Here is a 22,219-nt window from a genome sequence, read left to right as displayed (position 1 = left end):
CGAGCCGTGACCGGAGCCCCGCGATCCGCGCTCAGTCGAGCGCGGTCATGACGTGCTTGAGGCGCGTGTAGTCGTCGAAGCCGTACTGCGACAGATCCTTGCCGTACCCGGAGTGCTTGAAGCCACCGTGCGGCATGTCCGAGACGAAGGGGATGTGGGTGTTGATCCACACGCAGCCGAAGTCGAGGTCACGCGAGAAGCGCATGGCGCGTGCGTGATCGGTCGTCCACACCGAGGAGGCGAGGGCGTAGGGCACGTCGTTCGCCATCGCGAGCGCCTCCTCCTCGGTCTCGAACGACTGCACCGTGAGCACCGGGCCGAAGATCTCGCCCTGCACGGCCTCGTCGTCCTGACGCATGCCCGTGACGATCGTCGCCTCGTAGAAGTAGCCCGTGTCGCCCTGCCGGCGCCCGCCGGTGACGACCGTCGCGTGCGCGGGCAGACGGTCGACGAAGCCCGACACCTGGGCGAGCTGGGCCGCGCTGCTGAGCGGTCCGTAGAGCACACCCTCCTCGTGCGGACCGCCGGTGCGGGCATCCGCCTTCGCGCGGTCGACGAGGGCCGAGACGAGCTCATCGTGCAGCGAGGCGTGAACGAGCACGCGGGTCGCCGCCGTGCAGTCCTGGCCCGCGTTGAAGAACGCGCCGGTGACGATGCCGGCGGCGGCCTTCGCGACATCCGCATCGGGGAACACGATCGCAGGTGCCTTGCCGCCGAGCTCGAGGTGCACGCGCTTCACATCCGCGGCCGCCGAGCGGGCGACCGCCATGCCCGCGCGCACGGATCCGGTGATCGCGACCATCTGCGGGGTCGGATGCTCGACGAGGGCCACGCCCGTCTCGCGGTCGCCCAGCACGACGTTGAGTGTGCCGGCCGGGGTGTGCACCGCGACGATCTCGGCGAGCAGCAGCGTCGTGAGCGGAGTGGACTCGGCGGGCTTGAGCACGACGGTGTTGCCCGCCGCGAGCGCGGGAGCGATCTTCCACACCGCCATGTTCAGCGGATAGTTCCACGGCGTTACCTGGCCGATCACGCCGATCGGCTCCCGCCGCACGAAGGAGGTGTGCCCCGCGAGGTACTCCGCGGCGGCCCGACCCTCGAGGCTCCGGGCCGCGCCCGCGAAGAAGCGCAGCTGGTCGACCGACTGCAGGATCTCGTCGGCGACCAGCGTCGCGCGCGGCTTGCCGGTGTCCTTCGACTCCAGGTCGGCAAACTCCTCCGCGCGGGCCTGCATCTCGTCGGCGATGCGGAAGAGCGCCAGCTGCCGGTCGGCGGGCGTGGTGTCACGCCACACCGGGAACGCCGCGGCTGCTGCGGCGTAGGCCGCGTCGACGTCGGAGGCGTCCGAGATCGGCAGTTCGCCGTAGGTCTCCTCGGTCGCGGGGTCGATCAGCGGCATCCGACCGGTGCCGCGCGCGGCGACGAACGCGCCGCCGATGAAGTTCTGCAGGAGCTCGGTGCGCGGATGTTGAGTGGCCATGCTCGCCATGCTAGCGACCGCTGTGCGAATACAGAAGAGTCCGCCGAGAAAGACGATGGAATCAGTTGCAGGAATGACATCCGCCTGTCAATATCGACATATGAGCGCGCCCGCGAAGCAGCCCGTGCTGGACGACATCTCGAAGCGGATCGTCGAACTCCTGCAGGAGGACGGCCGTCGCCCGTACGCCGAGATCGGTCGTGAGGTCGGGCTCAGCGAGGCCGCGGCCCGCCAGCGCGTGCAGCGCATGACCGAGGCGGGCATCATCCAGATCGTCGCGGTCACCGACCCCATGCAGCTCGGATTCCACCGCATGTCGATGATCGGCATCCGCGTCACGGGCGATCCGCGAGCGGTCGCCATCCAGCTCACAGAGATCACCGAGCTCGCCTACGTCGTCGTGACGCTCGGCACCTACGACATCCTCGTCGAGGCGGTATGCGAGAGCGACGCAGACCTGCTCGACCTCATCGCGACCCGCATCCGCACCATCCCCGGCGTGACGCACACCGAGAGCCTGCTGTACGCGGGCCTCTACAAGGACCTCTACAACTGGGGCACGCGCTGACGCGCGCCCGCCATCCGCATCGGAGTGACCATGGGAACCACCGTCTTCGAACGCCAGCGCCCGACGGATGCCGTCATCGACGCGTCCCTGCAGGACACCGCGCTGAGCGTGTTCTGGCTCGACGACGTCGAGCGGCCCGCGCATCCACCGCTCCGCGGCACGACGAGCGCCGACCTCGTGATCGTCGGCGGCGGCTACACGGGCCTCTGGACCGCGATCCGCGCCAAGGAGCGCGAGCCGGGACGCTCGGTCGTGCTGCTCGAGGCCTCTCGCATCGCGTGGGCGGCGTCCGGTCGCAACGGCGGGTTCTGCGAGGCCAGTCTCACGCACGGGCACGAGAACGGCGTCACCCGCTGGCCGCAGGAGATCGACCGCCTCGAAGAGCTCGGGCTCGAGAACCTCGACGGCATCGAGGCGACCGTCCGCCGCTACGAGATGGACGCCGACTTCGAGCGCACCGGTCAGCTCGCCGTCGCCGTCGAACCGCACCAGGTGGAGTGGTTGCGCGAGGAGGAGGGCTTCCTCGATCGGGAGGCCGTGCAGGCCGAGGTGCACTCCCCCACGTTCCTCGCCGGGGCCTGGGAGCGCGACGCCTGCGCCCTGGTACACCCCGCCAAGCTCGGGCTCGAACTGGCCCGCGTGGCCGTCGAGCTCGGCGTCGAGATCCACGAGAACTCGCTCGTACGGGAGATCACCGGAGACGGCTCCGGTCCGGTGACGGTCGTCACGCGCGACGGGGCGAAGGTCATCGCCGAGTCCGTGGCGCTCGGCACGAACGTCTTCCCCTCGCTCCTGAAGCGCAACCGCCTCATGACCGTGCCCGTGTACGACTACGTGCTCATGACCGAGCCGCTGTCGGCCGAGCAGCTCGCATCGATCGGGTGGTCGAACCGTCAGGGGCTCGCCGACAGCGCGAACCAGTTCCACTACTACCGACTGACCGCCGACGACCGCATCCTGTTCGGCGGCTACGACGCCGTCTACCACTTCGGCGGCAAGGTGCGCCCGGAGTACGAGGACCGGATGGAGAGCCACCGCAAACTCGCCTCGCACTTCTTCACGACGTTCCCGCAGCTCGAGGGTCTGCGCTTCACGCACCGCTGGGCCGGGGCGATCGACTCGTCGAGCCGCTTCTGCGCGTTCTTCGGCACGGCCCGTCGCGGTCGGGTCGCGTACGCGACCGGCTTCACGGGCCTCGGTGTGGGTGCTGCGCGCTTCGCCGCCGACGTCATGCTCGACAAGCTCTCGGGCGAGCCGACCGAGCGCACCGAGCTCGCGATGGTGCGCGAGAAGCCCATCCCCTTCCCACCCGAGCCCGCCGCCGCGATCGGCATCAACCTCGTGCGCGCCGCGATGAACCAGGCTGATCACAACGAGGGCAGGCGCAACCTGTTCCTCAAGACGCTGGATGCCGTCGGCATGGGGTTCGACTCGTGAGCGCACTCGCGCCGGGCGCCGTGGTGGATGCCGCGGCGCTGCCCCTCGCGCACGAGCCGCTGCCCGCATCCGAGGTGCTGTCGGGTGCTCCGACGACGGGCGCGGTCGCGCTCGACGAGCTGTCGGGGATCGAGATCGGGATCTGGGAGATGACCCCGGGCACGGCATCCGACACCGAGGCCGACGAAGTCTTCGTCGTCCTGTCGGGGCGAGCACGCATCGAGTTCGTCGACCCGGCGCTCCCGTCGATCGAGGTGGGACCCGGCTCGCTCGTGCGCCTCGCCGAGGGCATGCGCACGGTGTGGACGATCACCGAGACCTTCCGCAAGGTCTACATCGCCTGAGGCGACGTCAGACGCCCGATACGAGCCGGACTCCCGCGCCGATCTGGGTCAGCAGGTACGACGCGAGCCGCGAAACCGGACAGGGGTCGAGGAACTCGCGGCTGACCGCACTGAGCTGACTGACGTTAGCGACCGAGTCACGGTCCAGCCCCGACGCCGCCGCGGGGATGAGAACATTCCCCGGGAAGCCTTCGAGAGTCGTGTTCGATGTGAGCGGCACCACAAGCACCGTGTTGATCTGCGTGTCGAGCAGCCAGTCGTCCTGGAGCACGACTGCGGGCCTGACCTTGGCTGGTTCCGAGCCGCGCGGGACTCCGAAATCCACCCAGACGACGTCCCCGCGGCGGATCACCAGTCGGACTCTTCGCGCAGACGCTCCTCGTTCGCGCGCACGAAGAGGTCGTCGTCCGGGATGCGGGTTGCTCGCGCGAGCACATCGTCGGCGATGCGCGTGAGATCCGCAGCGCCCTCCAGCTCGTCCGCGAGCCTCGCACCCGCCAGCCGGTAGAACTCGGATCGGTTCATTCCATGACGACGGGCGACGCGCTCGAAACGCGCGAAGTCGCCATCGGGTACCGAGATCGCTGTCTTCATGACTCGAGTATAACCGGTCATACCCGCAGCGGGCGCACGGTCGCGTAGGCGTCCGCGACGTCACGGGTCTCGCTGTCGTAGACGCGCACGACCCCGGCATCCCCCTCGTGCTGCGGCCAGCCCGGATCCCCGCGCGTGATGAAGGAGACGGCCGCGGAATGCACCTCGTCGGCGAGCCGCTGCGGCGGGTTCGGGCCGGCGAGGTTCTCGATGCGCGGACCGTCGAGGCAGTCGAAGAAGAACGGCACGTCGAGGCAGTGCTCGGCGAAGCCGAAGCGTCCGGAGGGCCAGGAGAACCGGTACACCCAGGTCGGTGCGTCGCCGCGGGCGTCCGACACCCGCAGCACTCCGACGCGGAACATGCGGTCGCTGAGCACGCGCCCCGCCAGGCGGGACTTGCCGAGGCGCACGATGTCGGCGTTCGCGGCGAGGTAGTCGGCGCGAACGCTCCGCGGCAGCCCGAGCCGGTCCAACAGGACGTTCCGCGGCACCCAGCGCAGCGCCTTCGCCGCGGCGCCGCCGAACACCATCGTGAACTCGTCGTCGGTGGCTCCCAGCACGACGGGCTTGTCGGCGCCGACGCCGGCACGCAATGAGTCGAGGGTCGGCCGGACGATCAGGTCGCCGTCGACGGCGGGGCCGAGCGGAAGCCCCTGATCGACCAGGCTCGCGATGATCCGTGGATTCAGCTGCGTGGCGCGCTTCTGCAGCTCGAGGACCCGCAGCTCGTCGACCGTCGACAGCCCGGCGACCGTCGGGGCGACCCCGGCGGATGCGGCGAGCGCGCGACCGAACGACTCCGAGCGCGCGGCCGCGACGTCGGTGAGCGCCGACGACAGCGCGTAGACGCCATGGAACAGGTGCTGCGCCTTCTCCATCCCGAGCAGCGTGAGCACGGCTCCGCCGCCCGCGGACTGCCCGGCGATCGTGACGCGACCCGGATCTCCCCCGAAGGCCGCGATGTTCTGCTGCACCCATTCGAGCGCGAGCAGCCAGTCGCGCACGCCGCGGTTCGACGGCGCATCCTCGATCCATCCGAACCCCTCGAACCCCAGCCGGTACGACAGCGTCACGGTCACGACGCCGTCGCGATTGAAGCTGCGCCCGTCGTACCAGGGGCTCGCCGGGGACCCGGTCGTGAAGCCGCCGCCGTGGATCCAGACGAGCACCGGCAGACCGGACGCCTCCGGGTCGGGCGTGAACACGTTGACGTTGAGCGTGGACTCGCCCTCGACGCTCGGCTCGGGGATCAGCGTGTCGCCCTGGTCGCCGCGCTGCGCGGTCGCGCCGAACTCGAGCGCATCCCGCACGCCCTCCCAGGCCGCATGCGGCACGGGAGCCGCGAAGCGCAGATCCCCGATCGGAGGCTCCGCGAACAGGATGCCGAGGAACGCGGCCGACCTCGGCGCGCCCCCACCACCCGTCGTCTCACGCCAGCGTCCGCGGACGCGCCCTGCAGCGGTGTCGACCTCGACGAATTCGCTCATCACAGCAGTCTGCCGGATCGCGCGGTGCGCTCAGCCCTGCATGACCTCGGCATGCGGCATCCGCTCCGTCATGACGCGGATCGCCTCGGGGTTGTCGTCCACCAGAACGGCGTCGCGGCCGAGCGCCGACGCGACGGCTCCGGTCGTGCCGCTGCCGGCGAAGAGGTCGAGCACACGGTCGCCGGGCCTGCTCGACGCCCGCACGATGCGACGGAGGATGCCCTCGGGCTTCTGCGTCGGATACCCGGTCTTCTCGCGCCCCGTGGTCGGGACGATCGTGTGCCACCAGACGTCGGTGGGCAGCTTGCCGCGCGCGGCCTTCTCGGCCGTGACGAGCCCCGGGGCCATGTACGGCTCGCGGTCGACGTCGTCGGAATTGAACACGTACTCTCGCGGGTTCTTCACGTAGACGAGGATCGTGTCGTGCTTGGTCGGCCAGCGCCGCCGCGACTTCGCGCCGTAGTCGTACGCCCAGATGAGCTCGTTCAGGAAGCAGTCGCGCCCGAAAACCGCATCCAGCATGACCTTGGCGTAGTGCGCCTCGCGGTAGTCGAGGTGCAGGTACAGGGTGCCGTCGTCGGCGAGCAGGCGCCAGGCCTCCTCGAGGCGCGGCATGAGGAAGTCGCCGTAGTCGTCGAAACGGTCGTCGTAGGTACGCAGCATCCCCCGCACGCGCTCGTACCGATGCCCGTGGAAGCCGTGCCGCACCTCGGTGGTCGGCTCCTCCCGTTCAGGACTCCGGAGATCCGCGGCGGCCGGGCCGCCCCCTTCGCGTGATCCCGCTGCCGCGTCCTCCGCGACGACGGGGTTCTCCGGAGTTGTGAAAGCGCGCCGCGCCGTCACCACCTGCCGCTCCTGCGCACGACCGGTGTTGAACGGCGGGTCCAGGTAGACGAGCGTGAAGGACGCCGAGGGCAGCGTCGCCGCGACCGCGAGGTTGTCGCCCTGGATGACCGTGACGGCGCCGAGCGGGTCGTCGGTCACGGGACCCGGTGCAGCCACGCGTCGGTGGCGAACTTCGACTCGACGAGCGCCTCGGCGTCGGCGTACTCGTCGGGCGTGATCGTGCCGTCCTCCGCATGCGTGAGCGACCGGAACGTGGCCTTGAAGCGCTCGATGATCTCTGCGCGAGCAAGGCCCGTCTGACTGCGCAGCGGGTCGACGCGCTTGGCGGCAGAGGTCGTGCCCTTATCGCTGAGCTTCTCGCGGCCGATGCGCAGCACCTCGGTCATGGTCTGCCCGTCGATGTCGTACGAGAGCGTGGCGTGGTGCAGGACTCCGCCGTTCGCGAGGCGCTTCTGCGCCGCGCCGCCGATCTTGCCCGACGAGCTCGCGATGTCGTTGAGCGGCTGGTACACCGCGTCGATCCCCAGCGAGCGCAGCGCCTGCAGCACCCAGTCGTCGAGGAACGCGTAGGAGTCGGCGAACGTCATGCCCTGCACGAGCGATGCCGGCACGTACAGCGAGTAGGTGATGATCTGCCCCGCGGCCATGAGCATCGCCCCGCCGCCGGAGATGCGGCGGACGACGTCGAAGCCGTGCCGGGCGGCGCCCTCGGGGTCGACCTCGTTGCGGTAGGACTGGAACGACCCGATCACGACGGCCGATTGGTCCCACTCCCAGATCCGCAGTGTGGGCCGGCGTCGCCCTTCGCCGACGCGGGCGGTGAGCACCTCGTCGAGCGCGAGGTTCATGCGTGGCGAGACGGCCTTCTCGTGCACGATCTCCCAGTCGAAGTCTCCCCAGCCCGGAGCCGTGACGAGCGCTCGTCGCACCGCGGTGCCCACGGCTTCAGGCGCGAAGCCGAGCAGTTGGGCACCCTCGGGCAGCGCTGCGCGCACGGCGGCGGCGATGGTCGTGGCGTCGGACTCCACGGGCAGCCCGTTCACGGCGGCGTCGATGTCCTCGATCGCCGAGTCCGGTTCCAGGAAGAAGTCGCCGGCGAGGCGGAATCGCGCGATCCGGTCGTCCTCGACTTCGAGGTCGACGACCACGAGCTTTCCGCCTGGGACCTTGTATTCTCCGTGCACGGTTCCAGCTTAAGGCGCGGCCCGCAGGGCCGGGGGGCGGATGCCGGGCTCAGCGTCCCAGAACGACGACCCTCTCGCCCGCGCGGATCGGCAGGGAGTACCGGTTCTCGGCCGGCGGTTGCGGACACACGAACTGGTCGGAGAACGCGCACGGCGGCAGGTAGGCCCGGTTGAAGTCGACGACCGCGGTGCCGTCGTCCGCGGGTTCCTCCACGGGCAGGAAGCGGAAGCGGTAGGTCTCGGTGCCGTTCGTGCCGTCGGCGAAGACCGCGGTCAGGGCCCCCTGCGGCGTGCGGGTCGCGGAGAGGGTCAGGGGGATGCCGTCGAGCGCGAAGCGCAGGCGTCCGGCCAGCGGCTGCTCGTGCACGGCGCCGTCGAGCGCGGTGATCGTGATCGTCTCGTCGGGCGTCGCCTCGAAGTCGGCGCGCACCCGCCACCCCTCCCGTGGCGGGTACGCGTCGATCCCACTGAAGCGCTCACGTTCCGGCCGCCGCGGATTGAACACCCGCAGTGCGACGGCGCCGCGCCGGTCGAACACCCGCAGCTCGCGTCGGCCGAGGCGCAACGTCTCGCGCCCCCGCAGCGTGACGACGTTCCCCGCGGTGCCGAGGTCGCTCCCGCGGATCCCGCCGTCGCCGGTGAGCGCCCACAGCCCGGGCACGCCCTCCACCGCGGCCGGTTCCGTGATGAGCCAGTTCGTCGACTCGAGCGCGGCCGGTCCGTACTCGGCGCCGGCGTAGCGTTCGCGCGACTCATGCCAGCTGCGCCACTCCTGTTCGAAGCCCACCGCGCACCTCCCTCTCGACCCGGTCGCTCTCACCCTCCAGCCGTGAATCTATGGCGAGGAGAGGATGCCGGGCGGGCGCGGCGTCACGCGGATTCACCCGCTGTCATGCGGGGTCACGCGAGGTCACGGGAGGACATCTCCCGCGGGCTCAGCGCGCGGGGATCCGGGCGTCCAGCCAGGACAGCACGTCGGCGCGGACCTCGGCCTGGTTGAGCTCGGCGAAGATCTCGTGGCGGGCGTCGGGGTAGACGAGGGTCGTGACGTCGGTGAAGCCCGAGCGCGTGCGGTACGCCTCGGCGAGCTTGTGCACGCTGCGGGGTCCGCCGACCGGGTCGTCGCGACCGACGAGCAGCAGCAGGGGGATGTCGCGTCCGAGGTCCTTGCGCGGCCGCCCGTAGAGCTTGGCGGCCTCGATCGGGCCGAACAGCTTCAGGAGCGGTTCCTCGGTCGTGAGCGGGTCGTCGTGGAACGCCGACCACACCTCCGGGTCGCGGCTGAGCCATTCGAGTCCGGTGGCGTCGGGGGCCGCCCAGCGCGCGTTGAGCGGCGCGGCGTTGAGGGAACCCGGCATGCGCAGCGCGGAGCCCGACAGGATCACGGCGTCCCACGCCTCGGGGTGATCGTTCACGAGCATCTGGGCGAGGAAGGATCCCCAGGAGTGCCCGACCAGCACGAGCGGCAGGTCGGGATGCTCGTCCTTGATGATCCCGGTGAGCTGCCAGATCGCGGCCTCGGCGGCGCGGATCCCGCCCGCCCCCAGCCGCCCGAGCTTCGCCGGACCCTCATGCTGACGGATGCCGGTTCGTCCGTGTCCGCGGTGGTCGTCGGCGTACACGTGGAACCCGGCCTCCGTGAGCGCCGCGATCAGCGCGACGTACCTGCCGGCGTGCTCGCCGACGCCGTGCAGCAGTTGGACGACGCCTCGCGCGTCCCCGGCCGCGGGGTGCACGTCGTAGACGATGGCGATGCCGTGGGCATCCGTGAACTCACGCGTTTCGGTCACGCCCCCACCCTACTGACCGGTGCCCGAGGGCGTCAGGGAGGCGAGCGCGGCGACGACCGCGCGGGCGGTGTCGAGGTCGGTGACCTCGTAGCCGCCGACGCCGTCGGACGCCGACCCCATGCGCACGCCGCCGTCTTCGCGCACCGTGCGCTTGGCCGAGAAGTGCAGGGCGTCGACGCCGGTCGCGGCGAGCGCGGCCGCGCTCGCGGCATCCACTCCGCTCCCGGCCATGACCTCGATCGCGCCGGCGGCTTCGACGACCATCGCCCGGAGCCTGTCGATCCCGTCGATCGCGGCCGAGGCCCCGCCCGAGGTGAGCACGCGGCGCAGTCCGAGCGAGCGTGCCGCGGCGAGCGTCGCGACCGGGTCGGCGGTGACGTCGATAGCGCGATGCAGGGTGACGGATGCCGAGCCCGCGGCGTCGCGCAGACGGGCCATGGCGTCGAGGTCGAGCGCGCCGGCCGGGTCGAGCGCACCGACGACCACGCCGTCGGCTCCCGCCTCGACCGCACGGCGCACATCGAGGACGGACAGGGCGATCTCGTCGGCGTCGTAGTGGAATCCGCCGGCCCGTGGTCGCACGAGCACGTGCACCTCGACGCGGGCTTCGCGCGCGGCGTCGATCGACAGCTCCAGGGTCGCGGGCGAGGGCGTCAGGCCGCCGAGCGGGAGGGCCTGCGCGAGTTCGACGCGGGCGGCGCCCACGGTTCCGGCGATGCGGACCCCCGCGGGTCCGGTCACGGCGATCTCGAGTGCGGGCGTGCGGGTCGTCATCCGCCCATTCTGCCCGAGCGTCGTCACCGTCGCGGGAGGGTGCGGATCTCGAGCATCGCCGCGAAGCGGGTATCGGCGTCGGAGAGGTCCATGTCCCCGACCTCGGCGACGCGCCGCAGACGGTAGCGGAACGTGTTGACGTGCACGAAGCAGGAGGCGGCCGCCGCGGCGACGTCGCCGAAGTGGTCGAGCCACGCGGTCAGGGTGTCGACGAGGTGGGCGTCGTGCTCGGCGTCGTAGTCGGCGAGCCGGGCGAGGGGTCCGGAGGCGCGGTCGCCGCGCGCACTGCGCAGGTCGCGCAGATCGAGCAGGAGGGAGTCCGTCTCGACGTCGGCGATGCGGGCGAGGCTGCGGTGACGCGGAGACCGCTCCGACACGACGCGCAGCGCGCGGTGCGCCTCGGCACGGGAACGGGCGATCTCGGCCACCGTGACCGCCGGGCGCCCGATGCCGATCACGGCGGGGATGCGGTCGCCGACGCGCAGCAGGAAGTCCTCGGCCAGACGCGCCGATCGGTCCTCGGCCGGAGCATCGGCCACGGGCAGGATGCCGTAGACGGTATCGCCCACGAGCGCGACCGCCGCGCCCTGCTGCACGGCCGACAGATGCAGCGCGAGGGCGTCGGTGAGGCGCTCGCGTTCCGCGATCGAATCGTGCTCCGACCCGTCCTCCCCACGGGGGGCGAGGGCGGTCGCCATCACCCACACCCGGCGTCCCGCGAGTCCCAGTCGCCCCAGGGCGTCCTGAGCGTCCGGCCCGCCGTCCACAGCCCGGCTGACGAGTTCGGCGCGCAGACTGCGCTGCGCGTCGGCGCCGGCGCGGATGCGCAGCAGGTGCAGCGCCACGAGCGTCGTCGCGTCACGGAGCGTCGCCGCCCGCTCGTCGGTGAGGGGCCCGTCCATCGCGGCCCAGATCGAGCCGAGCACCTCGTCGCCCGCGCGCACGGCGATCGCGATGCGCTGCGTGGAGACGCCCTCGCCGAGACGCACGGGGTCGACGACGACAGGCGCGTCGCCGCGGTAGAGGTCGCGGAAGACGCCCATCTCGGTGAGCACTCGGGCGTACCGGTCCGGCACCTGCCTGCCGATGATGGTCTCCACCCGCGAGGGGTCGGCCGCTTCCTGCCCGCCCGAGAACGCGAGCACCCGGGAGGAGCGGTCCTCGATCGTCACGGGGGCGTCGAGCAGTGCGGCGATCGCGTTGGCGACTGCGAACAGGTCGCCCGACGAGACGCCTCCGAGCGATTCCGCCGGCGTCTGCCCGACGTCGTCCTCGGCGAGCAACGAGCGCAGCAACGCGGCGAGCTGCGTCCACGTCGCACCCCGAGCGAGTCCGAGCACCGCGATGCCCGCGGTGTCGGCCGCCGCGCGGACGGCGTCGGTGAGATCCGTCGAGGCACGCACGACCACCGCGACGGCATCCCGGTCGCCGGCATGCCGCACGAGCTCCGCGAGCTCGTCGGCGTCGCGCAGCGAGACCGCCAGCACCACGGCTCCCGGCGGATACACCGGCTCGTCGAGCGGATCGTGGATCACGACGCCGCCGACCTGCCGATCCACATCGATGCGCCCGTAGGCCACGTCGAGCAGCGTCACGCCGAGATCGTCGATCACGCGACCCCAGCTCGACCGTGACAGCGCGCTCATATCGGCGAGCATAACCTCACATCGGAAGCCACTCGGTCGAGGTCGTGAGCTCGTCGAGGATCTCCGGGATCGGGGTCACGCCGAGCCCTGCCCCCTGCGGGACCGCGAGGCTGCCGTCGCGCATCACGAACGGCTCGGTGAGATCGACCCGGTAGAAGCGGTCGCTCGCCGAGACGTCGCCGGGGAGGACGAATCCCGGCAGCGCGGCGAGCGCCACGTTCGCGGCCCTGCCGATGCCGCTCTCGACCATGCCCCCGCACCAGACCGGCACGCCCTGGGCCACGGCGAGGTCGTGGATGCGGCGCGCCTCGAGGTACCCGCCGACGCGGCCGGGCTTGATGTTGATGACGCTCGTGGCGCCGAGGCGGATCGCGGCGGCCGCGGTCTGGGCCGAGGTGATCGACTCGTCCAGGCAGATCGGCGTCTTCAGCATCCGCGCCAGGTCGGCATGCCCCAGGATGTCCTCCTCCTCGAGGGGCTGCTCGATCAGGAGAAGGTCGAAGTCGTCGAGTCGGGCGAGGTGCTGCGCGTCGCGGAGCGTGTACGCGGTGTTCGCGTCGACCTGCAGCAGCACTTCGTCGCCGAAGCGCTCGCGCACCGCGCGCACGACGTCGACATCCCACCCCGGTTCGATCTTGAGCTTGATGCGCACGTACCCCTCGGCGAGGTATCCGTCGACCGCATCGAGCAGCCGCGGGATCTCCTCCATGATCCCGACCGACACCCCGCACGGCACGGTGTCGCGCACGGCGCCCAGCTCACGGGCGAACGAGCGGCCCTCGGCCCGCAGCTCCGCGTCGAGCACGGCCGTCTCGATCGCGGCCTTCGCCATGCGATGGCCTTTGAAGGGCGCGAGCATCTCGCCGACCATGTGCGCGCCCGAGAGCTCGGCCCCGGTCAGAGCCGGCACGATGTAGCGACGGATCATGTCGACCGCGCCCTCGGTGTACTCGGGCGAATAGACGGGGTCGGGCAGCGTCACGCACTCGCCCCACCCGTCGACGCCGTCGACCACGGCCCGCACGAGCAGGATGTCCCTGGCAGTCTGCGTGCCGAACGATGTGCGGAACGGTGAGACGAGCGGCATCGCCACCCGTCGCAGCTCGATCCCGTCGATCCTCATGCCGTTGTCCTCTCCGGTCGGATGATGTAGCCCTCGGCGCGGTCGAATCCGACGATGCGCCCGCCCGCGTCCAGCGCCCCGGTGAGCTGCTCGCGCACCAGGAAACGCCACCGCTGCGCCGCGGCGCGGTCGTCGCGTCGCAGCCCCTCGATGTCGGGCGGTACCGCGACGTTGCGGTCGCCCGGCATCCGCGTCTCGGGCTGGGCGGAACTGCCGTGCGCGCGGAGCACGACGCCCGCGTCGCGCAGCTCCCAGCGCATGAGCAGCCGATCGGTCTCGTCGTCGCTGTTGACGCCGTCGGTCATCGCGCCGTAGAAGTCCGAGAGGTACTCCTGCGGTCTCGCACCGAGCTTGGTGATGTTGAAGTGGGCGTTGCGGGCGACGAGCGGATCGAACGTCCACTCGATCGCATCGATGCCGCGACCCAGAGCCCAGGCCCGCTGGTGCTGCTTGAGCGCGAAGCCGATCGATCGACCGGCGCTCTCGGCCGCGATTCCGGCGATGTGGCTGTACAGCGCATGCCGCTCGGGGTCGGCGTGGAACGCGATCGCGACGCCGACGAGACGATCGCCGACGAACGCGCCGCCGATGTAGTTGCCTGCCTTGCTGAGCGCCCGCATGAGTTCGGGCGGCACGACCGGGTTCTCGGGCGAACGCCCCCAGATCCGCGACAGCAGCGCGATGGCCTCGGCGTGCTCCCCCACCGCCCCGAGCTCCCTGATCGCGACACCGGATGCCGCTGCGGCGCGGTCCGCGTCATGCCGCGCGGACGACACGACCGCGTCGTCGTGCATCAGTTCTGCCATGATCCGTCCGTTCTCGAGATCTCCGCCGCCATGTCGGCCAGCAGGCGCGTCCGCGGCAGGATCTCCGCCACGATCGCGTGTTCGTCGTCGGCGTGCGCGCCGCCGCCGACGGCGCCCATGCCGTCGAGGGTCGGCACGCCCGCACCCGCCGTGAAGTTCCCGTCGCTGCCCCCGCCGACATCGACGGCACGCACATCGCCGAGACCGTGCCTCGCGCCGAGCCGCGCAGCGAGGGCGGCGAGCGCCTGCGACATCTCGCGGGAGAGCGGCGGGCGGTTGATACCGCCGTGCACCGTCACGACCGCACCCGGCACGGGCGAGACGTAGGCGCGGAGCGCCGCATCCACCCGGTCCAACTCGGCGGCCGACCAGGCCCGCACGTCGATGCGCAGGGTGGCCTCGGCAGGCACCGTGTTCCCCGTCGTGCCGGCGTCGGCACGGGTGGGTGTCACGGTCGTGCCGTCATCCGCATCGGCGAGGGCGCCGACCGCGAGCACGAGGTGTGCGAGCGCGACCGTCGCGTTGACACCCTTCTCGGGCTCGAGCCCCGCGTGCGCCGCCTTGCCCCGCACCGCGACCTCATACATGCCGACGCCCTTGCGCGCGCCCTTCCAGGCTCCGCCCTCCGAGGCTTCGGTGACGAGCACGGCGCCGGCGCCGCGCGCCGTCTCCTCGATCAGCGCGCGAGAGCGCACCGACCCGGTCTCCTCGTCACCGGTCACGAGGATCGTCACGCCGTCGCGATCGTCGAGCTCGGCGACCGCGTGCAGCACCATCGCCAGCCCGGTCTTCATGTCGAACGATCCCGGCCCTCGCAGCACGCCGTCGACCACGCCGAACGGCAGCCGGTCGAGGGTGCCGTGCGGCCAGACGGTGTCGTGATGCGTCAGGAGCAGCACGCGGGTCTCGGCGCCGAAGCGCCAACGCAGGTGGGTGCAGCCGTCGATCACGAGGCGCTCGGGCTCGACGCCCAGGAGCTCGGCGCCGATCTCGGCGACGACGTCGGCCGAGCGGGCAACGGCCGCGTCGTCACCCGAGGGCGACTCGCACTCGATCAGCCGGCGGATCGTGGAGACGAGAGTCGCCTCCGTGAGGGCGCCGGCGACGAGCGAAGACGGGATGCTCATGCGCCGCTCGACACCTTCGGGGTGGCCCGCGCACCGAAGTGCAGGTACTGCTCGCCGGTCGGCAGCTCGTAGAACGTCGCCGTCATCCAGGTCTGCGTCCCGGGGGCGCGGAGCGCGAACACTCCATCGCTGTAGGGGGTGAGCGCGTACTCGTCGACCGGGTCGGACTCGAGCTCGGCGAGCGGCCCGAGCACGGTGGTGCGGAGCACCGGTCCGTCGTCGCCGACGAACACCTCCGCGCGCACCGAGGCGCGCTCGTAGGTGCCGACGTACGGCGCGATGTCGATCTCGACCGGCTCGGCCGGCGGCTGCACGGTGGCTTGCATGGTCACGCCCGACAGCTCGGCGAAGATCTCGCGGTAGAGGTCCTCGTACAGGTCGCGTGTGTGACCGCCGTTCGTGAGCAGCGTCACCGCGACGCCGGACCCGGGGTGCACGCGCAGGAACGCCGCCTGGCCGATCGTGTTGCCGTCGTGTCCATAGAGGCGCTCGCCGTTCCAGTCGAAGCGGATCCAGCCGAGCCCCCACGAGTCGCCGAGGATGTGCTTGTCGGGCACCTCGGCCTGGAACGCCTGCATCTCGGCCACGGTGTCCTCGGCGAGCAGACGCGTGCCGTCCGCCGCGACGCCGCCGGCCAGGTGCAGACGCGCGAACGCGAGCACGTCCGCTGCCCGAGCGGTGATGAGCCCTGCCGGACCCAGCGAGCGGGGCAGCGCCCAGACCGGGGCGATCACGGGCTTCTCGCCGGTCTCGACATGGCCGACCGCCGCGGAGTGCAGGATCGCCTCCTCGGGCAGCGTCACGGTGTGCGTGAGCCCGAGCGGCGTGAAGACCAGGTCGCGCATCGCCGTGTCCCAGACACTGCCCGTGGCCTTCTCGATCACGCGTCCGAGCAGCGAGAAGCCCGAGTTGCAGTACGACCAGGTCGCGCCGAGCGGGTGGTTCACACCGATCTCCGGGAACAGCCCCGTGTACTTCTCCAGGCAGTCGTCACCGCGACCGGTGTCGGTGAACACGTCGCCGTCGATGCCGCTCGTGTGGGTGAGCAGGTGGCGCACCGTGACACCCCTGGTGAACTCCTCGGTCGCGAGCTGCAGCTCGGGCACGATCTCCACGACCGGGGTGTCGAGCGTGAAGGCCCCCTGCTCGATCAGCCGCATCACCGCGGTCGCGGTCCACACCTTCGAGATCGAGCCGATCTGGAAGACGGAGTCGGGCAGCACCGTCGCCGACGCCGCCGGCAGATCGGCGTTGAGCGTGCCGGTGGCGGCAGTGACGACCTCGTCACGACCCTCGGGGTCGTAGCGGAGGATGCCGAGCTGCGCGCCCGGCACGTCGTGCAGCCGGGCGAGCTCGTCGAGCCGGTGCTGCCAGTGCGCGGCGTCGATCGCGGCCGGGCGCACACCGCGGGTGCTCCCGGCGAAGCGCTCGACCCAGTCGACGATGCGCCGCGCGTAGTCGACCCGGTGGCTCGGCGCCCCGAGCAGCGGGAACACGTGACTGCCGCCGGGGTAGAGCACGAGCTCGGTGGGCACGCCGCGCTCGCGCAGCGCGTAGTGCCACTGCTGCGCCTGGTGCACGGGGCACCGCAGGTCCTTCTCTCCGTGCAGCACGAGCGTCGGCGTCGTCACGTTCTCGACGGCCGAGTACGGCGACATCGCGGTGAGCGTCTCCCGGTCGGCGGAGGCCCACGGCATGACGCCGAGCTCGAGCACGTTGAGCATGTGCGCGTCGTCGCTCGTGCCGCCCATGCTGAACAGGTCGGCGACGATGCCGCCGGCGACGGCCGCCGCGAACCGGTCGTCGTGTCCGGTGAGGTACGCCGTCATGTAGCCGCCGTAGCTGTATCCGGCGACGGCGAGCCGTGCGGCATCCGCCGTCCCCTCCGCGACGAGCTCGTCGACCGGCTCCAGGAAGTCCTTCGCGTCGGAGACGCCCCAGCCACCGTTCACGCCGCGCCAGAAGTCCTCGCCGTACCCGTCGCTGCCCCGCGGGTTGATCATGAGGATCGTCCACCCGTCCGCCGCGAGCTGCTGGTGGTACAGGTGCATCTCGTCGACCGCGCCGTTCCACGCGTTGTGCGGTCCGCCGTGGATGTCGACGAGCAGCGGGGTCGCGCCGGTGACCGCGGGGTCGCGCACGATCCAGCCCTGCACGACGGTGCCGTCGCTGATCGAGAACTCGCGGCTCTCGCGCACGAACAGCTCGGCCCCGTCCGGCGCGTCGCCGTGCGCGGTGAGCACGGCGCTCGTACCCGCCGCGAGGTCGAGGCGCAGGATCTCGCCGAACGACGTCGGGGTCGTCAGCGCGATCGCCGCGGTGTCGCCCGCGACCGACAGTCCGCTCACGACCTCGTCGGTGCCGCCGTGCACGAGCCGAGGCTCACCGCCGGCCACCGGTACGGCGTAGAGGTGGGTCGCGCCGCGGTCGCGGACCGCGAAGAGGATGTCGCCGGATGCCGTGACCTGCGGCAGCGCGCCCGGATAGGCGGGGGCTCCGGGCATGACGTTGCGGTCGAGGTCGCGCGCCGCGTCGACGACCTCACCCGATGCGAGCTCGACGACGAAGAGGCCGGCGTGCCCCTCGGGCTCGCCGTTCCAGCCGATGACGACCAGGCTCGCACCGTCGGGCGTGAACGACACGGTGCCCGCGAAGCCCTCGGCGAAGGCGAGAGTGCGGGGGCGGGCGGCGGGATCGGCGGGGTCGAGCGCCTGCACCGAGGAGCGGAACGCGAGGTCGTCAGCGCCGTCGGGTCGTGCGACGTAGGCGAGGGTGGCGCCGTCGGGAGACCAGGCGGGGCTGCCGACGCCGGCCACGCCGTCGGTCAGTCGGCGCACGCGCCCGTCCGCCACGTCGAGCACATGCAGCTGATCGCGCACGCCGCGGGTGAACCACGCCCCGTCCGCGAGATAGTCGATCCCGGTCGCGACGATCGGGGCCTTCTCCCGCTCCGCCCGCTGCTCGCCGCTCTCCCCCTCACCCTGCGCGGAGAGCGGCACCACCGCGGCCGTGAACGCGATGCGCGTGCTGTCGGGGCTCCACACCGGCACACCGGCGCCGAGCGGCAGGGTCGTGCGCTGCTCCGGCTCGCCGCCCGCGAGCGGGAGCGTCCACAGCTGGCCTTCGCGGAGGAACGCGACCTGCGAGCCGTCCGGAGAGAAGACCGGGCTCGAGTCGGACGGGCCGCGCGTGAGAGCGCGCGTCGCCCCGTTCTCGGCGATCCAGAGCGCGCTCGTGCTGCGGTCCTCGGCGACGTCCGTCGCGGCGAGGACGTAGACGAGCCGGTCGCCGGTCGACGACAGCGTCGGCTGACTCGGCACGGTCAGAGCGAGAGCGTCGTCGATGCTCATTCTGCGGGTCACGGTGACTCCTTCGGTTGCGGCGTTCGTGGCGCCGGGTCGGGACGGTTCAGGGGGTGTACTGGATCGGTCGGGGGATCGCGGCGAGCAGCTGCCGCGTGTACTCGTCGTGCGGATCGTCGAGCACGGCGGCCGTCGGCCCCTGCTCCACCACGCGGCCGTCGCGCATGACGGCCATGTGCGAGGCGACGTACCGCACGACCGCGAGGTTGTGCGAGATGAAGAGCATCGAGAACCCGAGCTCGTCCTGTAGCTCCCGGAGCAGGTTGAGGATCGCGCCCTGGATGAGCACGTCGAGCGCCGAGGTGATCTCGTCGGCGATGAGCACACGGGGCCGGCCGGCGAGGGCGCGGGCGATCGCGATGCGCTGCCGCTGACCGCCCGAGAACCGCGAGGGACGCGCGTCGGCCTTGTCGGGATCGAGCTGCACGAGCTCGAGCAGTCGCGCGGCCTCGGCGGCCCGCTCCCGTCTGGTCATGCCGGACGGCATCATCTCGGCGATGCTCGCCCCGACCGGCATCCGCGGGTCGAGGGAGGAGTACGGGTCCTGGAACACCATCTGCAGCGGACGCGGCCCGCGGCGTGGGATGGGGGCGCCGTCGAGCAGGATCCGTCCGCCGTGCAGCGGCACGAGTCCGACTGCGGCCCTGGCGAGCGTGGACTTGCCCGATCCGGACTCGCCGACGACACCGGTGACGCCTCCGTCGGGGACGGTGAGCGAGACGCGATCCACCGCGGTCATGGCGCCGCGGCCGACGCCGTAGCGCACCGAGACGTCGTCGAAGACGAGCTCGCTCATCGGCTGCCCACCTCCTCGTGGTCGGACCCCGCGTCGGGCGGGACGGCGGCCTCCTCGGCACCCGACGCACGCTCGGCGCCGACAGGGCCCTCCGCAGCCGTCGTGCGGCCCTCCTCCTCGGCCAGCGTCGCGAGAGTCGCGAGCGGGCGGTCGAGATCTGTCGCCATGTGCGGGACGGCGGCGAGCAGCGCCCGCGTGTACGGATGCCGTGCCGACGACAGGTCGGTCGCCGGGAGCGACTCGACGATCTCGCCGGAGCGCATCACGAGCACGCGATCGCAGAGTTCGGCGACCACGGAGATGTCGTGGCTGATGAAGAGGATCGACGCGCCGTCCTCGTCGCGGATCGCCCGCAGCAGGTCGAGGACCTGGCTCTGCACCGTCACGTCGAGGGCCGTCGTGGGCTCGTCGGCGATGATCAGGCGCGGCGTCACCATGAGACCCATGCCGATCATGGCGCGCTGACGCATCCCGCCCGAGAACTCGTACGGGTACTGCCGCACGCGGCGCTGCGGCGCGCTGATGCGCACGGCTGCGAGCCGGTCGGCTGCCCGGACGAGCGCCTCGCGCCGGCTCAGGCCGGCATGCTCGGTGGCGACCTCGGCCAGCTGCGCCCCCATGCGCATGGTCGGGTTGAACGATGACATCGGGTCTTGGAACACCATCGCCATCGAGGTGCCGAGCAGGCGGCGCAGCGCCGGCCGCTCGGCCGACACCAGGTCGACGCCGAGGAAGCGCAGAGCGGATGCCGTCACGCGGCCCGGCGGGTTCACGAGCCGCGCCACCGCGAGCGCGGTCATCGACTTGCCCGAGCCGGACTCGCCGACGATCCCGACGATCTCGCCCGCTCCCACCTCGAAGTCGATCCCGCGCACGGCGTGCACCACGGTGCCGTCGGCGCTCTCGAAGTCGACCCGCAGATCCTCGACCTCCAGCACGGCGCCGTCCTCCGGCGCCGTCGGGGCGATCGGCGCGGCCGCGCGTGCGCCCGACGTCCGGCGGGAGCGGCGGGGGCGGATCGCGGTGCGCAGCAGCACGTCATCCGCGAGACCCAGGCTGCGTGCGGCCGATTCGCCCGTCAGGTTGAAGGCGAGTCCGGCGATCACGACCGCGAGGCCCGGCGCGAGAGCGGCGAGGGGGTTGGCGTAGATGCCGCGCAGACCGTCCATCATCAGACGGCCCCAGTCGTACTCGGGCGGCTGCACGCCGAGGCCGAGGAACGACAGGCCGGCGAAGGCGAGCAGCGTGCCGCCCGCGCCGATGGTCGTGTTCACGATGAGGGGTTCGCCGATGTTCGGCAGGATGTGGCGGAACAGCACCCGCACGCGCCCGATCCCGCCCACCCGGGCAGCTGCCACGAAGTCGCGGGCCTCGATGCCGGCGATGAGGTTCTGGCACAGACGGGCGAAGGACGGCGCTCCCGCGAGGCCGAGCGCGAAGACCGCGGCGGTGGCGGTGCTGCCGAAGATCGCGGCGAAGAACAGTGCCAGCAGCAGACCGGGGAACGCGACCGCGATGCCCGTGAACCACGTCATCGCCCGACCGAGCACCGGCCCGAGCAGCAGCGGGGCGACGCCGAGGATGAGACCGGCGACCACCGCGACGAGGGTCGCGAGCAGCGCGAGCACGATCGACAGACGTGTGGCGACGATCGTCCGCAGCAGCAGGTCCCTGCCGAGGTTGTCGGTGCCGATCAGATGCTCGGCGGACGGACCGGCGAGCAGGTCGCCGGTGTCGGTCACGTCGGCCTGCTCGCCCCAGATCATCGGGGCGACGATCGCTGTGAGCACGACGATCGCGAGCAGCGCCAGCGCCGTCGCACCGAGCGGCGTGCGCACCATCGTCGCGAGCGCGCGCCTCATGCGTCGGCCGCCGTCGACTGGGGGTCGAGCACCGCGAGCGCGGCGTCGACGAGGGTGTTCACGAGCAGCACGCCCACGCCGTAGACGAGCACGGTGCCCTGCACGAGCGGATAGTCCTTGGCCTGGATCGAACTGACGATCGTGCTGCCGAGCCCCGGCCACGCGAACACGGTCTCGACGAGCACGGTGCCCGCGACGAGCCCGCTCAGCAGCAGTCCGCCGAGAGTGAGCGTGGCCGTCACGGCGTTCGGCAGCACGTGCCGCAGGGTGATGCGCGGACCCCGCAGCCGCTTGGCGTGCGCGGTGCGCACGAAGTCGGCGTCGAGCACCGAGAGCGCCTCGATGCGGAGGATGCGGGCGAGGATCGCCGCCGGCCCGAGCGCGAGCGCGAGCACCGGGAGGATGTAGGACAGCGGCCCCTCCCGCCCGGCGACCGGCAACCATCCGAGCTGGACGCCGAACACCGCCACGAGGGCCACGGCCAGGAGGAAGTCGGGGATCGACCCGATCACGACGCTCGTCGAGCTGAAGCCCACCTCGAGCCCCCGCGCCCTGCCGCGCTGCGTCGCCGCGGCGACGGCCATGCCCAGCGGGATGGCGATCAGCACCGCGAGCACGAAGGCCAGCAGCGCGAGCGTCAGCGTGGCCGGCAGCCGCTGCGCGATCGTGTCCGCGACGGGCAGCTGCGACCCGATCGACACCCCCAGGTCGCCGCTGAACACCCCCCGGAGGTAGTCGAGGTACTGCTGCCAGATCGGGTCGTTCAGCCCCAGCGACTCCCGCCTCGCCTCGACGACCGCGGCCGGTGCCGTCGGCCCGAGCGCCGCCCGGATCGGATCACCGGGAACGAGGTGGATCATCAGGAAGGATGCCGTGATGAGGATCCACAGCGAGACGAGCAGCCGACCGGTGCGGCGCAGGGCGAACCTCAGCCAGCGGTGGTCGCCGACGCGCGCGTCGTCTTCGGCGAGGCGGGTGGTCAATGTCGTCATG

At 71.7% G+C, this 22,219-nt stretch carries 20 protein-coding genes; 3 read left to right on the top strand and 17 right to left on the bottom strand.

Going from position 1 to position 22,219, the window contains the following annotated elements:
- Positions 1-31: 31 nt before the first annotated feature.
- Complete coding sequence (locus AKH00_RS08485) at positions 32-1,480, bottom strand: gamma-aminobutyraldehyde dehydrogenase (protein WP_050722902.1); 1,449 nt, start codon at positions 1,478-1,480, stop codon at positions 32-34.
- A 100-nt stretch (positions 1,481-1,580) separates the two neighbouring features.
- On the opposite strand from AKH00_RS08485, the gene AKH00_RS08480 reads away from it, so the two are divergent.
- The 3 genes from AKH00_RS08480 to AKH00_RS08470 are packed head-to-tail and all read left to right on the top strand — an operon-like array spanning position 1,581 to position 3,829.
- Positions 1,581-2,048: an Lrp/AsnC family transcriptional regulator gene (locus AKH00_RS08480; RefSeq protein ID WP_050722297.1), complete on the top strand. Its 468-nt coding sequence runs from the start codon at positions 1,581-1,583 to the stop codon at positions 2,046-2,048.
- 30 nt (positions 2,049-2,078) lie between these two features.
- Entirely contained in the window at positions 2,079-3,485 is a 1,407-nt protein-coding gene (locus AKH00_RS08475) for an NAD(P)/FAD-dependent oxidoreductase (protein ID WP_050722296.1), read from the top strand.
- Positions 3,482-3,829: a cupin domain-containing protein gene (locus AKH00_RS08470; protein WP_050722295.1), complete on the top strand. Its 348-nt coding sequence runs from the start codon at positions 3,482-3,484 to the stop codon at positions 3,827-3,829. The genes AKH00_RS08475 and AKH00_RS08470 overlap by 4 nt, the downstream gene beginning before the upstream one ends.
- A 7-nt stretch (positions 3,830-3,836) precedes the next feature.
- Here AKH00_RS08470 and AKH00_RS08465 read toward each other — a convergent pair whose 3' ends face one another.
- The 16 genes from AKH00_RS08465 to AKH00_RS08390 all read right to left on the bottom strand — a co-directional run bounded on the left by AKH00_RS08465 (position 3,837) and on the right by AKH00_RS08390 (position 22,218).
- Positions 3,837-4,181, bottom strand: coding sequence for a type II toxin-antitoxin system PemK/MazF family toxin (locus AKH00_RS08465; protein ID WP_050722294.1), 345 nt, complete (start codon positions 4,179-4,181; stop codon positions 3,837-3,839).
- Positions 4,178-4,423, bottom strand: a complete 246-nt coding sequence (locus AKH00_RS08460) for a hypothetical protein (protein ID WP_050722293.1) — start codon at positions 4,421-4,423, stop codon at positions 4,178-4,180. The genes AKH00_RS08465 and AKH00_RS08460 overlap by 4 nt, the downstream gene beginning before the upstream one ends.
- Before the next feature lie 17 nt (positions 4,424-4,440).
- On the bottom strand, positions 4,441-5,910 hold the full coding sequence (locus tag AKH00_RS08455) for a carboxylesterase/lipase family protein (protein ID WP_050722292.1): 1,470 nt from the start codon (positions 5,908-5,910) through the stop codon (positions 4,441-4,443).
- Positions 5,911-5,940: 30 nt separating this feature from the next.
- The gene (locus AKH00_RS08450; RefSeq protein ID WP_082297512.1) at positions 5,941-6,912 is read right to left on the bottom strand and encodes a DNA-methyltransferase; all 972 of its coding nucleotides are present in this window, start codon (positions 6,910-6,912) and stop codon (positions 5,941-5,943) included.
- Positions 6,891-7,940 (bottom strand): lipoate--protein ligase family protein, encoded by a 1,050-nt coding sequence (locus tag AKH00_RS08445; protein ID WP_050722291.1) that lies wholly within the window; start codon positions 7,938-7,940, stop codon positions 6,891-6,893. The genes AKH00_RS08450 and AKH00_RS08445 overlap by 22 nt, the downstream gene beginning before the upstream one ends.
- A 49-nt stretch (positions 7,941-7,989) precedes the next feature.
- Entirely contained in the window at positions 7,990-8,727 is a 738-nt protein-coding gene (locus AKH00_RS08440; RefSeq protein ID WP_050722290.1) for a DUF1684 domain-containing protein, read from the bottom strand.
- 148 nt (positions 8,728-8,875) lie between these two features.
- Entirely contained in the window at positions 8,876-9,730 is an 855-nt protein-coding gene (locus AKH00_RS08435; protein WP_050722289.1) for an alpha/beta fold hydrolase, read from the bottom strand.
- 9 nt (positions 9,731-9,739) lie between these two features.
- The gene (locus AKH00_RS08430; RefSeq protein WP_050722900.1) at positions 9,740-10,504 is read right to left on the bottom strand and encodes a copper homeostasis protein CutC; all 765 of its coding nucleotides are present in this window, start codon (positions 10,502-10,504) and stop codon (positions 9,740-9,742) included.
- A 23-nt stretch (positions 10,505-10,527) separates the two neighbouring features.
- The gene (locus AKH00_RS08425) at positions 10,528-12,150 is read right to left on the bottom strand and encodes a PucR family transcriptional regulator (RefSeq protein ID WP_152926137.1); all 1,623 of its coding nucleotides are present in this window, start codon (positions 12,148-12,150) and stop codon (positions 10,528-10,530) included.
- 16 nt (positions 12,151-12,166) lie between these two features.
- Complete coding sequence (menC, locus tag AKH00_RS08420; RefSeq protein WP_050722287.1) at positions 12,167-13,273, bottom strand: o-succinylbenzoate synthase; 1,107 nt, start codon at positions 13,271-13,273, stop codon at positions 12,167-12,169.
- Positions 13,270-14,079, bottom strand: coding sequence for a GNAT family N-acetyltransferase (locus AKH00_RS08415; protein ID WP_200903827.1), 810 nt, complete (start codon positions 14,077-14,079; stop codon positions 13,270-13,272). Before AKH00_RS08415 ends, menC begins: the two co-directional genes overlap by 4 nt.
- Positions 14,067-15,206 carry a M20/M25/M40 family metallo-hydrolase gene (locus tag AKH00_RS08410; RefSeq protein WP_050722285.1) on the bottom strand — a complete coding sequence of 380 codons (1,140 nt, stop codon included), beginning with the start codon at positions 15,204-15,206 and terminating at the stop codon, positions 14,067-14,069. The genes AKH00_RS08415 and AKH00_RS08410 overlap by 13 nt, the downstream gene beginning before the upstream one ends.
- Positions 15,203-18,568 (bottom strand): serine hydrolase, encoded by a 3,366-nt coding sequence (locus AKH00_RS08405; protein WP_050722284.1) that lies wholly within the window; start codon positions 18,566-18,568, stop codon positions 15,203-15,205. Before AKH00_RS08405 ends, AKH00_RS08410 begins: the two co-directional genes overlap by 4 nt.
- 46 nt (positions 18,569-18,614) lie before the next feature.
- Positions 18,615-19,364 (bottom strand): ABC transporter ATP-binding protein, encoded by a 750-nt coding sequence (locus AKH00_RS08400; protein WP_050722283.1) that lies wholly within the window; start codon positions 19,362-19,364, stop codon positions 18,615-18,617.
- Entirely contained in the window at positions 19,361-21,226 is a 1,866-nt protein-coding gene (locus AKH00_RS08395) for a dipeptide/oligopeptide/nickel ABC transporter permease/ATP-binding protein (protein ID WP_050722282.1), read from the bottom strand. The genes AKH00_RS08400 and AKH00_RS08395 overlap by 4 nt, the downstream gene beginning before the upstream one ends.
- Entirely contained in the window at positions 21,223-22,218 is a 996-nt protein-coding gene (locus tag AKH00_RS08390) for an ABC transporter permease (RefSeq protein WP_050722281.1), read from the bottom strand. The genes AKH00_RS08395 and AKH00_RS08390 overlap by 4 nt, the downstream gene beginning before the upstream one ends.
- Between the last annotated feature and the right edge of the window lies 1 nt (position 22,219).

Origin of the sequence: Microbacterium sp. GCS4 (assembly GCF_001262495.1) — a bacterium.
Taxonomy (GTDB): domain Bacteria; phylum Actinomycetota; class Actinomycetes; order Actinomycetales; family Microbacteriaceae; genus Microbacterium.
This window is presented reverse-complemented; position numbering and strand designations above follow the sequence as displayed.

Coding starts and splice junctions, on each gene's coding strand:
- AKH00_RS08485 (WP_050722902.1), bottom strand. CDS start 1,480: ATGGCCACTCAACATCCGCGCACCGAGCTCCTGCAGAACTTCATCGGC.
- AKH00_RS08480 (WP_050722297.1), top strand. CDS start 1,581: ATGAGCGCGCCCGCGAAGCAGCCCGTGCTGGACGACATCTCGAAGCGG.
- AKH00_RS08475 (WP_050722296.1), top strand. CDS start 2,079: ATGGGAACCACCGTCTTCGAACGCCAGCGCCCGACGGATGCCGTCATC.
- AKH00_RS08460 (WP_050722293.1), bottom strand. CDS start 4,423: ATGAAGACAGCGATCTCGGTACCCGATGGCGACTTCGCGCGTTTCGAG.
- AKH00_RS08455 (WP_050722292.1), bottom strand. CDS start 5,910: ATGAGCGAATTCGTCGAGGTCGACACCGCTGCAGGGCGCGTCCGCGGA.
- AKH00_RS08430 (WP_050722900.1), bottom strand. CDS start 10,504: ATGACGACCCGCACGCCCGCACTCGAGATCGCCGTGACCGGACCCGCG.
- AKH00_RS08425 (WP_152926137.1), bottom strand. CDS start 12,150: ATGAGCGCGCTGTCACGGTCGAGCTGGGGTCGCGTGATCGACGATCTC.
- menC (WP_050722287.1), bottom strand. CDS start 13,273: ATGAGGATCGACGGGATCGAGCTGCGACGGGTGGCGATGCCGCTCGTC.
- AKH00_RS08415 (WP_200903827.1), bottom strand. CDS start 14,079: ATGGCAGAACTGATGCACGACGACGCGGTCGTGTCGTCCGCGCGGCAT.
- AKH00_RS08410 (WP_050722285.1), bottom strand. CDS start 15,206: ATGAGCATCCCGTCTTCGCTCGTCGCCGGCGCCCTCACGGAGGCGACT.
- AKH00_RS08400 (WP_050722283.1), bottom strand. CDS start 19,364: ATGAGCGAGCTCGTCTTCGACGACGTCTCGGTGCGCTACGGCGTCGGC.
- AKH00_RS08395 (WP_050722282.1), bottom strand. CDS start 21,226: ATGAGGCGCGCGCTCGCGACGATGGTGCGCACGCCGCTCGGTGCGACG.
- AKH00_RS08390 (WP_050722281.1), bottom strand. CDS start 22,218: ATGACGACATTGACCACCCGCCTCGCCGAAGACGACGCGCGCGTCGGC.